At 55.6% G+C, this 12,164-nt stretch carries 10 protein-coding genes and 1 tRNA gene; 8 read left to right on the forward strand and 3 right to left on the reverse strand.

What is annotated here, in order from left to right:
- Positions 1-218: 218 nt before the first annotated feature.
- Positions 219-3,101: an autotransporter outer membrane beta-barrel domain-containing protein gene (locus tag ACR0M2_RS15865; RefSeq protein WP_480705950.1), complete on the forward strand. Its 2,883-nt coding sequence runs from the start codon at positions 219-221 to the stop codon at positions 3,099-3,101.
- A 108-nt stretch (positions 3,102-3,209) separates the two neighbouring features.
- Here ACR0M2_RS15865 and ACR0M2_RS15870 read toward each other — a convergent pair whose 3' ends face one another.
- Together ACR0M2_RS15870 and ACR0M2_RS15875 are read right to left on the reverse strand one after the other, a co-directional pair.
- Positions 3,210-3,500 carry a hypothetical protein gene (locus ACR0M2_RS15870; protein WP_480705952.1) on the reverse strand — a complete coding sequence of 97 codons (291 nt, stop codon included), beginning with the start codon at positions 3,498-3,500 and terminating at the stop codon, positions 3,210-3,212.
- Positions 3,501-3,736: 236 nt separating this feature from the next.
- Positions 3,737-4,228 carry a substrate-binding domain-containing protein gene (locus tag ACR0M2_RS15875; RefSeq protein ID WP_480705954.1) on the reverse strand — a complete coding sequence of 164 codons (492 nt, stop codon included), beginning with the start codon at positions 4,226-4,228 and terminating at the stop codon, positions 3,737-3,739.
- A 28-nt stretch (positions 4,229-4,256) separates the two neighbouring features.
- Here ACR0M2_RS15875 and ACR0M2_RS15880 point away from each other — a divergent pair, with 28 nt between their 5' ends.
- The gene (locus ACR0M2_RS15880) at positions 4,257-4,802 is read left to right on the forward strand and encodes an ABC transporter ATP-binding protein (RefSeq protein ID WP_480705956.1); all 546 of its coding nucleotides are present in this window, start codon (positions 4,257-4,259) and stop codon (positions 4,800-4,802) included.
- 110 nt (positions 4,803-4,912) lie between these two features.
- Positions 4,913-5,707, forward strand: coding sequence for a peroxiredoxin family protein (locus ACR0M2_RS15885; RefSeq protein WP_480705957.1), 795 nt, complete (start codon positions 4,913-4,915; stop codon positions 5,705-5,707).
- Between the two features lie 110 nt (positions 5,708-5,817).
- Here ACR0M2_RS15885 and ACR0M2_RS15890 read toward each other — a convergent pair.
- Positions 5,818-5,902: transfer RNA gene (locus tag ACR0M2_RS15890), tRNA-Leu, on the reverse strand.
- A gap of 671 nt (positions 5,903-6,573) precedes the next feature.
- On the opposite strand from ACR0M2_RS15890, the gene ACR0M2_RS15895 reads away from it, so the two are divergent.
- The 5 genes from ACR0M2_RS15895 to ACR0M2_RS15915 are packed head-to-tail and all read left to right on the forward strand — an operon-like array spanning position 6,574 to position 12,140.
- Positions 6,574-7,059 (forward strand): hypothetical protein, encoded by a 486-nt coding sequence (locus tag ACR0M2_RS15895; protein WP_226689470.1) that lies wholly within the window; start codon positions 6,574-6,576, stop codon positions 7,057-7,059.
- Positions 7,060-7,061: 2 nt separating this feature from the next.
- On the forward strand, positions 7,062-9,071 hold the full coding sequence (locus ACR0M2_RS15900) for a dynamin family protein (protein WP_170349884.1): 2,010 nt from the start codon (positions 7,062-7,064) through the stop codon (positions 9,069-9,071).
- A gap of 8 nt (positions 9,072-9,079) precedes the next feature.
- The gene (locus tag ACR0M2_RS15905; protein WP_480705958.1) at positions 9,080-10,819 is read left to right on the forward strand and encodes a dynamin family protein; all 1,740 of its coding nucleotides are present in this window, start codon (positions 9,080-9,082) and stop codon (positions 10,817-10,819) included.
- A gap of 22 nt (positions 10,820-10,841) precedes the next feature.
- Positions 10,842-11,243, forward strand: a complete 402-nt coding sequence (locus ACR0M2_RS15910) for a hypothetical protein (protein WP_480705960.1) — start codon at positions 10,842-10,844, stop codon at positions 11,241-11,243.
- A 24-nt stretch (positions 11,244-11,267) separates the two neighbouring features.
- The gene (locus tag ACR0M2_RS15915) at positions 11,268-12,140 is read left to right on the forward strand and encodes a hypothetical protein (RefSeq protein ID WP_170395051.1); all 873 of its coding nucleotides are present in this window, start codon (positions 11,268-11,270) and stop codon (positions 12,138-12,140) included.
- Positions 12,141-12,164 lie beyond the last annotated feature (24 nt).

Genomic DNA, 12,164 nt, shown 5'->3' on the forward strand with positions numbered 1-12,164 from the left:
CTGGCGCATGATAGCAACCTGATACCAAGCGCCGTCAAATTGCCACATTGTGTTGCAGTTTTCCTACGAATTTCCAACAGCAATAGATCATCTTATGCAATGCAAAATTGGTGGATTGCATATATGTTAACGACTTTTTAACAGTTCTTAAGCGGAGCCGATCACGAATACGCGGCGAGCTTCGAGCAAAAAGACAAAAAAATCTAACGGGATAGTAAATGTCTAAAAATGGGTCGGGGGTGAACGCCCCCAAGCTCCGTGGGGGGCGTCTTTTCAAGTGGAAAGGCCAAATTGTCAGTGCGGCTCCTGCTGCGTTGCTGGCACAGGTATCGATGGTTGCGCTGACTGCCGGGGACGTGCATGCGGATACGATCTCGAATGTGGTGACCACGCCTCAGGTTTTCGCAACCGATGCGGATCACGAAGTGACGGCAAGCGGCGCGATTGAGATTACATCTTCGACGGCCGCCGCCCTGACGATCACTACGGATTACTCAAGCACGTTTACCAATAACGGGTCGATTTCGGTCACTGCCACCGACACGGATACGGCGACGGGCCTGCGCCTGGATGGCGGCCTGCTTGAGGGCGGCGAACTGGTGAATAACGGCTCCATATCGCTGGATATTACGGGCTCTGACCCTCAGGATATTTATGCAGTCCAGGTCAATGGTGATGTCGCCGGTTCGATCGTGAACAACGGCACCATAGAGGTCGATGTGCAATCGACTGATGGGGACATCGAAGCCTGGGGTATCTATGTCGACGGAGACCTTACAGAGACCGGCGAAATCTTAAACACCGGCACGATAAGGGTCGATGGGCTTATCAACACCTCCGCGGGAAGCACCGCATCTATCTACGGTATCGCCGTTGATGGCGACGTTGGCGGCTCCATCCGAAACACGGGCACAATCGATGTACGCGCCAGATCCTTCGCCGACGATTACGCCTATGCCTGGGGCATCTATGTCGAGGATGACCTGCTAGAAACCGGTGAGATTGTAAACTCGGGCACCATAAAATCGGTCGCCATCACCACCGTTGACAGTACTGCATCTGCATTCGGGATATTCGTTGATGGCGATGCGTCCGGTGTGATCTTAAACACGGGCACGCTGGACATTTTCGCATCTGCTCCAACGACCTATGAGGCGATCGCCTATGGCATTGCTGTCGATAGCGATCTGTCCGGCCGGATTGAAAACAGCGGTACGATCAAAGTAACTGCCTTGGCGGTTGAATCCGACGCTTCGGCATATGGTATCTTCGTCGATGATGATATGCTGGAAGGCGCAACCATCATCAACAGCGGCACGATCACTGCATTCGCAAGTGCCGATACCGATGATGAGGCCTATGCAGGCGGCTTTTACCTCGAAGATCTGGTTGAAGGCACCGTAATCAACTCGGGTACGATCACCGGGACCGCGCTTTCTCTTAATACCGGTGACGAGGCGACAGCTTCGGGCATGTATATTGGCGATGACGTTTCGGGAACGGTCACCAACTCGGGGACCATGACCTTGCGTGCCGAGGCTGCCGAAGACTCGGCAACTGCCGCAGGATTTTATCTGACAGACAATCTGAGCGGTACCATCACAAACTCGGGCAATATCACGGCCACCGCCATCTCGCGGGATACCGAGGCCGAAGCCTACGGCGTATACGTCGACGAAACCGCAACCGGAGACATCTCGAACTCGGGCAATATCACGGTCACCGCCCAGGGTGGGATGGATGGCGGTGGACTATCGCCGGACCAATCAACGGCAATCGGTATCTACGCCAACGACATGCAGGGATCGTTCTCGAACACCGGACAGATCACTGTTCATGGGACCGGTTCTGCCGGGACACGTGCTGCCGGTATCCAATTCGACAACTTTGACGGCACGATCGACGGCCTGGGAACCATCCGGGTTTCCGGCAATGACGAGGTTTATGCCGTTTATCTCGGGACGGGTTCGGGCACGCTTAACGCTGACACCAATGATGATGTCGACGGCGTCATACGGGTCGACGCGCACAACGTAAATCTCGACGCGCAGGGCGGCAGCGCTGTGTTCAACTTTGAAGACGCCACGCCCGGAGCGGGTGTTTTCACGACCACCGTGTCCGAAGAGGGCTCTGCCTGGTTCGTGCAGGATGAGGGCGGTGCAGCACCGATATATGCCGCTGTAGATGCTGATGATTTTGCGGTTTCCGGCGACGTTGTCGCCTTTTACGGCAGCGTCGTAGGCAGCAGTGGCAACGCGCTGAACTATGCACCGTCAGAGCAGGTTGCGCAGGGGTTCACCTTTGCGGGCTTCAGGCCATTTGCGATGATCGACGCACAGTATCGAGAATTCGACCCTGAAACCGGCAGCGATCTGGACGTATCGCTTTTCAGCGGCAGCGCCGGGATTACCGGTCAAATGGACAACGGCATTGCGTTGGCTGTTGGCATGGGCGTGTTCTCGGCGGACGGAGATAACGAGTCCGCGGACTTTGACACGACCGGCTTTTTTCTTGACGCCGCCGTGGGTCAACAGATTGGTGCCTATACGCTTGAAGCTGGGTTTGGCTATGGATGGCTTTCGACAGACCGCACCCGTCAAATCAATGGCAGCGATGATGCCCATGCCGATTATGACAGCAGGCTGTTGACAGCGCATATCGCGGTCGAACGCGGGTTCGACGTCAGTGGTGATTTCGGGCTGCTCGGATTTGCGAACGCGCGCTATACCAACCAGAAGGACGATGGCTACACCGAAACACGCTCAAGCGCCAACGCCACGGTCGGAGATGTCACCACCGAAGTCATCGAAGCCCAACTGGGTGTAGAGGCTGAAAAGCAGTTCGGTAATGGCGGTATCCTAAGCGGGCAGCTCAGCGGTGTTCTGCGGCGCGATCTGGGAACAACAGATGCTGATGTGACCGTATTCTCATCGACTCAGTCGCTGATCTTTGCATCTACCGACTTCACTGGCGCTCGTGTCGCGGTTGGCTACGAGCAAGATCTTGTTGAGGACATTCAGCTTGAACTGAATGCCGAACAGGAAATCGGCAGCGACGCCCAGGGCCCCTTCCTTCGGGCGGGACTTCGCTGGTCGTTCTAAATAAAAAATCTCCGCGGCACCCGGGACGGTGCCGCGGAATTTCAATTGGTCGAACTCACGCATTGCGGATAGAGCATCATTCGCTTCAACTGCTTCGACACAAGTCACTTAGCCTTCTGCATCCCATCTCAATTCTTTGGCAGGAACTACTGCGCTTCCCATGATCTTTATGAATGCAGCCTCTATGTCCTTTTTAGGCTGGTCACGAAATCCCAAGTTCGAATCCGGACCAATATCTTCTGCCAACATCACCCATTCAGAAAATTCAGTGGCAGCTACGTTCCCATATTCATGAATGAAATGTGTTACATGCATCGGTTTCCCATCAACGACACCTCCACAATAGCCATAGCGGACGCAGACGAAATCCATCAGTTCATCAAAACGATTTTGGAGCATTTAGCATTCGACACGCTAGAGCTGTCGTGTGGCGCTAGATGAGCGCAGATTAATTTGTGTAGCTTGTCAAAATCGCAGAGAACCGCTGAACGTAAAGGGCCGTTTTCCCAGGCTGTGTTGCAAAGTACGGGCTCGAACCGAACATTCGCTGCGCCGATCATATATGACCGCTCCCCTGCTCGCACAATGTCAGCGAGAACAGCGATGAATACCTACAACAAATTCTGGGAATAGGTTCAATGGTCAGGAACTGGCCCTGATGTTCCCCGTGCAACCAAGGTCGCGGAATGCTCAAATTGACGGACTGGCAGTTCGGGTGTTCGCATTCGGTCCAGAAGGATTTCAGCCAATCGCGTGCCTAGTTTCTTTGGGTTGATTGCCATGGTTGAAAGGCCCGGCGTCGAAACGGCCGCGTCTTCGATATCGTCGAACCCCACGACCGAAAAATCATGTCCGGGCTTCAAGTTGGATCGGATCAAGCCAAAGCAGGCTCCAAGGGCAACGACATCCCCATTGCAAACGATGCCCGTCACCTCGGGGTGTTGGTGGCGAGGCGCGGCGATTGCTTCCACGCCCGAGCGCATTGTTTCCTCACATGGCCAAACAATCGGGCGCACGCCGTCCAATTTATCAAGGGCGCTAAGGTAGCCGGCAATGCGTTCCTCGCGCACCAAGGTTTGTTCGATGCCACCAAAATAAGCGATGTGCTTGTGCCCAAAATCAGTCAAATGCTGGGTCGAACGCACCGCCGGGCTGATGCATATTGAGCAACTTCAAAAACGCTATTCGGGTGAGCTGTCCGGCGATCAACGCCAACGTATTGCGATTGCCCTCGCATTGGCGATGGAGCCGGATGTGATTCTCATGGACGAACCCCTGTCGAACCTCGACGCGCTGTTGCGGATGGAAATGCGTGCCGAGTTGAAGGGGGTTCTGGCCGAAAGCAAAACCGCTGCCACTTACGTGACTCACGATCAGGTCGAGGCCATGTCCATGGCTGACCGGATCAGTGTCATGTATCAAGGCAAAATTGTTCAGGCAGCCTCACCCATCGAGGTATATCAGGATCCAACGGCCGAGTTTGTGGCCAGTTTCATCGGCAATCCGCCAATGAATTTCCTTCCGGCTGAGTCTTCGGGCTCTGGTCGCTGGACAGTTGCAGGGCAAAGCCTTGAGGGTCCAGCCAGCGGCAAAAACCTGAAATGGGCCGTTCGCCCGGAAGATTTGCGCGTTTCGGATCAGGGCCTTGGCACGGGCCAAGATTGTGGAGCCATTGGGCCCGCATATGCTGTTGACGTGTGACGTGGAAGGGCACCAGTTCCGCGCGGTACTGGACAGTGAGCTTAGAGTGAAGCCCGGCGACGTTCTCACCCTGGCGCCGCAAGAAGGCCAGGGACGCTGGTTTAGCTATTATGTTCTGGATGTCAGGCTACGATCCGATCTGGATCGGTTCATTCTTTGCGACGTTCGCCATACCGTTCTTCCTTATGGTGCTGGCCGGAGCGTTGGGCATTTCCCGATCCTCGAAGAACCTGCCGGTGATCCGACTTATCAACCTGTCTGCCGTAGCTTGGGTAGTCTACCAAATTTCCGCGCGCGGCGGTTTCACGACCCCAAGTGAATACGTTGCCGTAGGACTGGCCTTGTTTGGCGCGATCACCATGCAATGGTACATCCACATTTTCTCGAATTATGGCCGCAAGCCGAACGTTGCCATTGTGAAAGGCCAAGCGTTATCTGAATTGCCGCTGCAACGGCTGGACGAAACGCACACGACCTCCGCGTCCTTTACAGGCGAACAAACACTGCTGGTGTTTTTTCGCGCCAACTGGTGCCTTTTCTGCATGAACCAGCTCAAAGAGGTGAAGGCAAAGGCGGGCGTGAAGATAAAGTTCATCTCTAACCAAGGCATCAAGAATTCCGAGAAACTGGCAAAGAATCTGATGTTACCGGCATATTTCGAGATCCTTCAGGACAACGGATTGGCCGCCGCCAAGACCCTGGGTATCGAAGATTTGGGTGGAGCACCGTCTGAGATGCCCGGTTACCCTAGCGATACTGTCAAAGCGACTGTCATCGCACTGGATGAAGATGGCACAGTGATCTTCGGCGATGAGACGGACAACTATCGCATACGCCCTCATCCCGACGCGTTCCTGCACGTCTTCGAACCGCGCGGCAGCTTTCAGGCCTTCTCGGCGGCATAAGTGTCGCAACGAACAAAGCAACGCACGCCTGCGCGGTGCTGCTGCCCAACCAGACAAATGGTTTGGACAGTCTTTTCAAGACATAGTTATATGACAGCATTCAGAAAAAGTGGTGCGGGTGGAGGGACTTGAACCCCCACGCCTCGCGGCGCCAGAACCTAAATCTGGTGCGTCTACCAATTTCGCCACACCCGCACGACCGGCCTTGAGCGCCGGATTGACGTGCTCAATAACAAAGGCTGCGACCGAGTGCGAGAGGGAAATTGGCTTTTGGCAAAGATTATTGCCCCCTTATTGGCGACAATCTTGGCGAGGCTGATCGTCATACCCGGCGCGCAGAATCCGAGCCTCTGAGGGTGCGTGAGCAGACTGAATCGGGCCAATAGTCCCAATTTATTGAATGTTTGGAACTTAGATCCCTGGCGAAAATCAGTACGACAGCATTTGATCCATCAATTGCTCGTCCTACCAATAGTTGACGATTCATGCACATTAAAGATGGCCGAAAAATTACACTCGCTTACGTTGAGTTATCTGATTGAAAACCGGGCGCACCTAACACGGTTGCTTCGATCATCGCACCGGGAGGGTCGGAAAACCAGCTCGTAGATAAAATCTCTTATCGAATTTATATTGTTATAAAACAATATATTACCAGCCAAACCTTCAATATAATTCATCCTACAATCAACGCCTTGCTCAGCTATGGCGCCTTGATTCTTCAGTGTCGAAATTCTTCCCACTCGACCATGAGTTGAGCGTCCCAAGAGACTGTGACCATATTTGCGCCACAATTCAAACGCCAAAAAATCTTATTCGCGTCAAAATAACACCGCCTTGCCAACAATTATGGAGAGCGGGAATTAATGAGTCTTTTTGCCTTCGGGCAAGTACGAGTTTCTTTTTTGCTCAACTCGAACACGAGGATCTTAACCGTGACCAATATGATGAACGCTGCTTCTGCCGAGCAAGACGCCATTGGTCTTGCCCGTGAAAGTTTTCTTGGTGAACTGAAGTCCTTGAACCGGAATCATCCGAACACAGGCTTCGGCGTGTCATTGCGTACGCATTCGGGGGGTCACTACCTGTTAGCCAACTCGCGCATGCCGTTGCCCCGAACGAAATCAAAAAGTTTTCCGACCGGGCGTCGCCTGGCTCTGCTGGAAAACAGTGAACAGTTCAGCGAGATCGAAGTGCTTGCCGATTCTCAAGCTTATGAAACGATCTCACCCGGTGACGAGGCCGATATTCTGGGCACTGCGCTGAATCTGATCGCGCGTATCGACATCATGACCAGCTCTCATGACGGTCAGGACCACAATCCCATCGCTGCCACTGGAACCGGAGGCTGACCATGGCCCGAAACGACCATCTTCTGTCCGTTGGAAATGAGGCGCTGACGCCGATGACTTCGGCCATGACTGCCCTGTCCACGCAGATCGACCAATTGACAGAGGTAGCAGATGCGCGATCCTCGGCGCGGTTAGCAACGCTCAAGACGAAGATGGAGAATTTTACAGCCAGTGTGACACTGGTTGGGCAGGTCAAGGCTGGCAAATCCTCGATCGTGAACATTCTGGCCGGGCGCCCCGCCCTGCTGCCGTCGGATGTGAACCCGTGGACCTCGGTGGTAACCACGCTGAACATCAACACTCGCACAGAAGGCGACAAAAAAGCCAAGTTCACCTTCTTCGAACAAGAAGAGTGGGACAACCTGATGGTCGGCGGTGGCCGATTGGGAGAACTGGCCAATCGCGCCGGGGCCGATGATGAGATGGAAGATATTCGCCGCCAGATCGGCGAGATGAAGGCCAAATCCGAATCCCGCCTGGGCCAGCATTTTGACCTGATCCTGGGACAAAGCCACCAGTATGACTATTTCGACGACGAACTGATCCAGCGCTATGTCTGTCTGGGCGATGACGAAGACCCGGATATCAACCCCAAGACCGGGCGTTTTGCCGACGTCACCAAATCTGCGGAACTGTTTATGGACATTCCGCAATATCCGATTTCGCTGAAACTCTGCGATACACCCGGCGTGAACGATACGTTTATGGTGCGCGAACAGATTACGCTGCGCAGCCTGCGCGGGTCCGAGGTTTGCGTTGTTGTTCTGGCCGCCAGCCAGGCGCTGACCACCATGGACATGGCGCTGATGCGGATCATCGCACAGTTTGAAAACCGCCAGATCATCCTGTTTGTGAACCGCATCGACGAACTGTCAGATCCGGTCAATCAAGTGCCGGAAATCCGCGACCGCATTCAGGACACGCTGAAACAGAATAATATCGACACGAGCACAAGCGTTGTGTTCGGCAGTGCCCTTTGGGCCGAAGCCGCCCTGACCGGCAATCCCGACATTCTGACAGAAGAGTCGCGGCAAGCTCTGAATACCTTCTATTTGGCAGCAGGGTTTGGTGATCAGGCCCCGTCGCTGGATAAAATCTGGGCATTGTCGGGTCTTCCCGATCTGCTACTGGCGATGAATGAACGGATCGCTGACGGAGCGGGTACTCGCCTGTTGGATCGCGTCCGGCATCGCGCCCGCAATATCGCCAGCCAGATTCGGGCGACGGCTGTGGCCAAGAACCTGTCCGACGGCCAAGGAGTCGTGCGGGATCTGGATGGTGTGTCCCCCGAAGAGGCAATCGCCAAGGTTGCTGAGGAATACGATAAGAAGGCTGCGGAACTGACGACCGCCTTGCGCGACAAAGTGCTGGAACGTCTGAAATCGGCCGAGGCGAACTTTGTCAAACGCGCAACGGACTCTTTGATTTCGCATCTCGAACAGAATGGCGAGGAAGGCACTTGGCAATATGACCCGGCGGGTCTGCGCACATTGCAGAAAGCGGCCTATTTCAGCTTTGCCCGCGCGATGCGCAAAGAGGCAGGCGCGCTTTACAGTACCGCCGCGGCGGATGTCGAAGCGCTGTATCAGAAGCTTTTGGGCAACCATCTGGGTGAATTCAGCATCGAAGCCCCAATCGTCCCACGCGTACCTCCGCCACTGGGCATCGGGCGCACAATTGCGCTGGACCTGCAAAGCACATGGTGGCGTCGCTGGTGGCAACGACGCAAAGGGTTCGAAGCATACGCTGCCGATTATACGCGCCTGATCGCATCCGAGGCGAACTCGATCACCAAGGACCTTGAGGAAAATCAGATCGCTGCGGTTCTGGAAAATGTCCGGGCCGGGTTGTCTGACTTCCTGCGCGAGCAGGCCGAGACCCTGTTGAACATCTCGGCCTCAGCCGAGCAAGACCCAAGCCAGGCCGCGCTTATGGCCGGTATAGCACCCAAGAAATCGCGCGACGATATCCTGGGTGACATCCTGAAAGATCTTAGTAACGAGGCAGCATAAGTAGCGATATGGCAAAAGACACACAAACCCGCTTCGTCTCTCCTAAGGCATGGGAACGCATCGAGCAGTGGTCCCGGCGCAAACCGATCTTTGCGCTGATGGGAGAGTTCAGTGCCGGAAAATCGACGCTGATGAACTTTTTGCTGCGCTCGCACGCGCTGCCAACGCAGGTCACGGCCACGCAACTGCCCCCCGTCTGGTTCAGTTGGGGAAAAGGTTCGGCCTATGTGCAGCGCCACGATGGTAGCCGCGAGAACATTACGCTGGACCAGCTTGATACCGTAGGGGTCAACGACGTTCAGTTCGTTCGCATTTTCCTTGAATCCGACATTCTGGAAGCGGTGGACCTGATCGACACCCCCGGCATTTCCGACCCGAAAATTTCCAGCGATGTCTGGCGTCGCGCGGTCGGGCAAGCCAATGGCGTGCTGTGGTGTACTCATGCCACCCAAGCCTGGCGCGAGACCGAGCGGGCGACATGGGTGTCTTTGCCCGAACGTTTGCAGCATAACTCGCTGCTGTTGGTGACCCGCGCAGATGTGTTGGGCCAGAAAGATCGCCAAAAAGTGCTGCGCCGCGTGAACCGCGAAGCCGGTCATCTGTTTAACAGATCGATCCTGTTCTCGGCTCGTGACGCGATCACGGCGCGGGACAAAAGCGGTGACGCCGAGCTGTGGGCCCGCAGCGGTGGCGGCAAGATGGTCGACAGCTTTCTCGAAATCACCGAACAGATCATGGACAACCGCGCCGATATGCTGGCGCGCTACCAGATCGACAACAGCCTGTCAGGCGGCCTTCGCGTTCAGCCAATTCGCCCCAAGCGAAAGGAAGAACAGGCCGACGAACCGGCGCCGTTGAAATTGGTCGACCCCGTATCCGAATCCGAGGCGGGTGACGCAGACGAAGTGGTCACCAACTTCCCAATTCGTCCAACGCGTGTCGAGCGCCGCGCCGAGGATACCGACCGGGAAGAACGCATCGATGCGGCCGAGGCCGAGCGCCTGCGCGCCGAAATGGTGGCGGAAAAGCAGGATGCTGAACCCGCCCAGGACGCCCAAGAGGACGAGCTGCGCGCCTTTTTCCGCGACACACCGGATACCGGCCTGAACCTGTCCGAACACGTGCGGGGTTTCGACGAGGAAGACTCGTTCGATCTGCTGGATGATGACGAATTGGACGAAGATGACGATATCAACCTGTTGTCTGACCCCGAAGTGGACAGCCCTGCCGAAGAACTGGCCGCTTCGGACCCGATCCTTTCCTCGCCCGAAAACGAGTTGGCAGACACGTCCGAGCAGGGTGAGAGCGCCGAACAAGCACCGGAAGACCGTCGCGCCGATGTCTCGGTGTCATCAATTACGGCTTTGCTGGCGGAACAGGCGAAAGGCGCAGATGATGAGTATGAGCCCGAGCCCGAATCCAGTGGTCTTGTGGACATGCAAGTTGTGCCGCTGTCCAACGGTGCTGCCCCTGACGAGGCAACCCCGGCCGCAAAAAACGGCGAAAAACTGGAAGATTTGCTGAACGTACCGGCAGGAAAACCGCTGAGCGCGGCATCCATGTGGCGCGACATCACTGCGGATGAGGATTTGCCGGACGACGCTGAAGGCATGAAAAATGTGTTCGACGCGTTCCTCAAGGAATTCGACCAGATCGCAGCCGAACATTACGCACGTCAGGCCAAGGATTCGATGCATACGGTTCCGAACGCTTCAAAAAACGGCGGGGCAGAATTCCATGTGTTGTGACCCGAAGCGCAGGTAGCAAGCGATGACAATCGAAGCCGCATTGAACACCGCGATGGACACCATACCCGACTGCATTGCAGCCGGGTATGTCGATATGGAAACGGGGATGTTGCTGGCGACCAACACATTGGACACAGACAGCGCGGACGTTCTGGACACTTTGGCCATTGCCGTGGCTAACCTGTTTCAGGGTCGCGGCGTCAAAGCCTTTGAGGAATTGTTGCGCTCGGCCACAGCAGAAGAGTCGGATAGTCCAGGATTTGGGGAAATCGCGATGTTTTCGAACGATCGGCTGCACATCTTTCTGCGGACCCGGGAATATCCCGATCACGTGGTCTGCTACATCTGTCACAACAGCGCCAATGTCGGGTTGGCGTTGACCAAATCGCATCTCAGCCTGGGGCCGGTAGCGGCTGCAGTTTAGACCGGACCAGAGGGGGGTCACGGCATGATGGACACGGACATACTTGATCTGCTCGACAATATCGGTCGCGCATCTGTCGCCCGCCTGAATCCGGCAGTGACCGTACCAGGCGAAACAGCCCAGGCGCGGCGCGAAAAGGTTTTGCGTACCATTCGCGGCACCATCCTGCCCCGTCGGTTGGAATTCACCGCCGCCAACGGCGATTGCCTGGCGATTGAGGTCAACAGCTCTCGGGTGACGGATGTGTTTCGCGTGCAATCCGGTATTGCCCCGGATTTCGAAACAGAATCGCGTGAGGATCTGGCCGTCAAACTGGCGCAGCTGGTCACCGACATCGCCTGCGCTCCTGCTCCGCTTGAGCTTGTTTCCCTGCAACCAGACACGGCGCTTGAGGCGGATGACGTTGGCATAACCTACAGCGAGATCGAAACCGCCTGTGAAAACATAGAAGTGCCGACAGAGCCGGTTATTTCCATTGTTGCGGATGCCGACCCGGACGAAATAGCATCCGCCGATGAAGCTCTGGAAAGCGAAGAAAACGACACTCTTGCGCAGCGTTTCTATGACGGGTCCGAGCGGTTTGCACAGGGGCGTGTTCTGGCAGCCGGGGCCGACGGGGCAGCACTGCAAATGGCAGGTGATTGCCAAGAAAATGGATCATTACACCCCGATTCTGACCTGCTGGCCCGCTTTGCCCGCGATCTTGCTGGTTGGAATGGCGACAGCGCCGCCGTGATGGACCATCCGCAATTGATTGTCATGCGCCCTTCGGGTGGCAAAGACGCCGGGCTGGCAATCCTGAACGATGGTAAAAACCTGGCAATGGCCGTACACGAGGCGCGCAAGCTGGGTGCCGTCGTCAATCTGTGGACCAACCTGAAGAGGCCGGACGGATGATTTCGGCCAGAACATTCAATTTTT

This window comes from Ruegeria sp. BE10 (assembly GCF_056538905.1).

Excerpts from the sequence above, each read along its gene's own strand:
- ACR0M2_RS15870 (WP_480705952.1), bottom strand. The coding sequence starts at position 3,500 with ATGCTCCAAAATCGTTTTGATGAACTGATGGATTTCGTCTGCGTCCGC.
- ACR0M2_RS15865 (WP_480705950.1), top strand. The coding sequence starts at position 219 with ATGTCTAAAAATGGGTCGGGGGTGAACGCCCCCAAGCTCCGTGGGGGG.
- ACR0M2_RS15885 (WP_480705957.1), top strand. The coding sequence starts at position 4,913 with ATGTTCTGGATGTCAGGCTACGATCCGATCTGGATCGGTTCATTCTTT.
- ACR0M2_RS15915 (WP_170395051.1), top strand. The coding sequence starts at position 11,268 with ATGATGGACACGGACATACTTGATCTGCTCGACAATATCGGTCGCGCA.
- ACR0M2_RS15895 (WP_226689470.1), top strand. The coding sequence starts at position 6,574 with ATGAGTCTTTTTGCCTTCGGGCAAGTACGAGTTTCTTTTTTGCTCAAC.
- ACR0M2_RS15900 (WP_170349884.1), top strand. The coding sequence starts at position 7,062 with ATGGCCCGAAACGACCATCTTCTGTCCGTTGGAAATGAGGCGCTGACG.
- ACR0M2_RS15905 (WP_480705958.1), top strand. The coding sequence starts at position 9,080 with ATGGCAAAAGACACACAAACCCGCTTCGTCTCTCCTAAGGCATGGGAA.
- ACR0M2_RS15880 (WP_480705956.1), top strand. The coding sequence starts at position 4,257 with ATGCATATTGAGCAACTTCAAAAACGCTATTCGGGTGAGCTGTCCGGC.
- ACR0M2_RS15910 (WP_480705960.1), top strand. The coding sequence starts at position 10,842 with ATGACAATCGAAGCCGCATTGAACACCGCGATGGACACCATACCCGAC.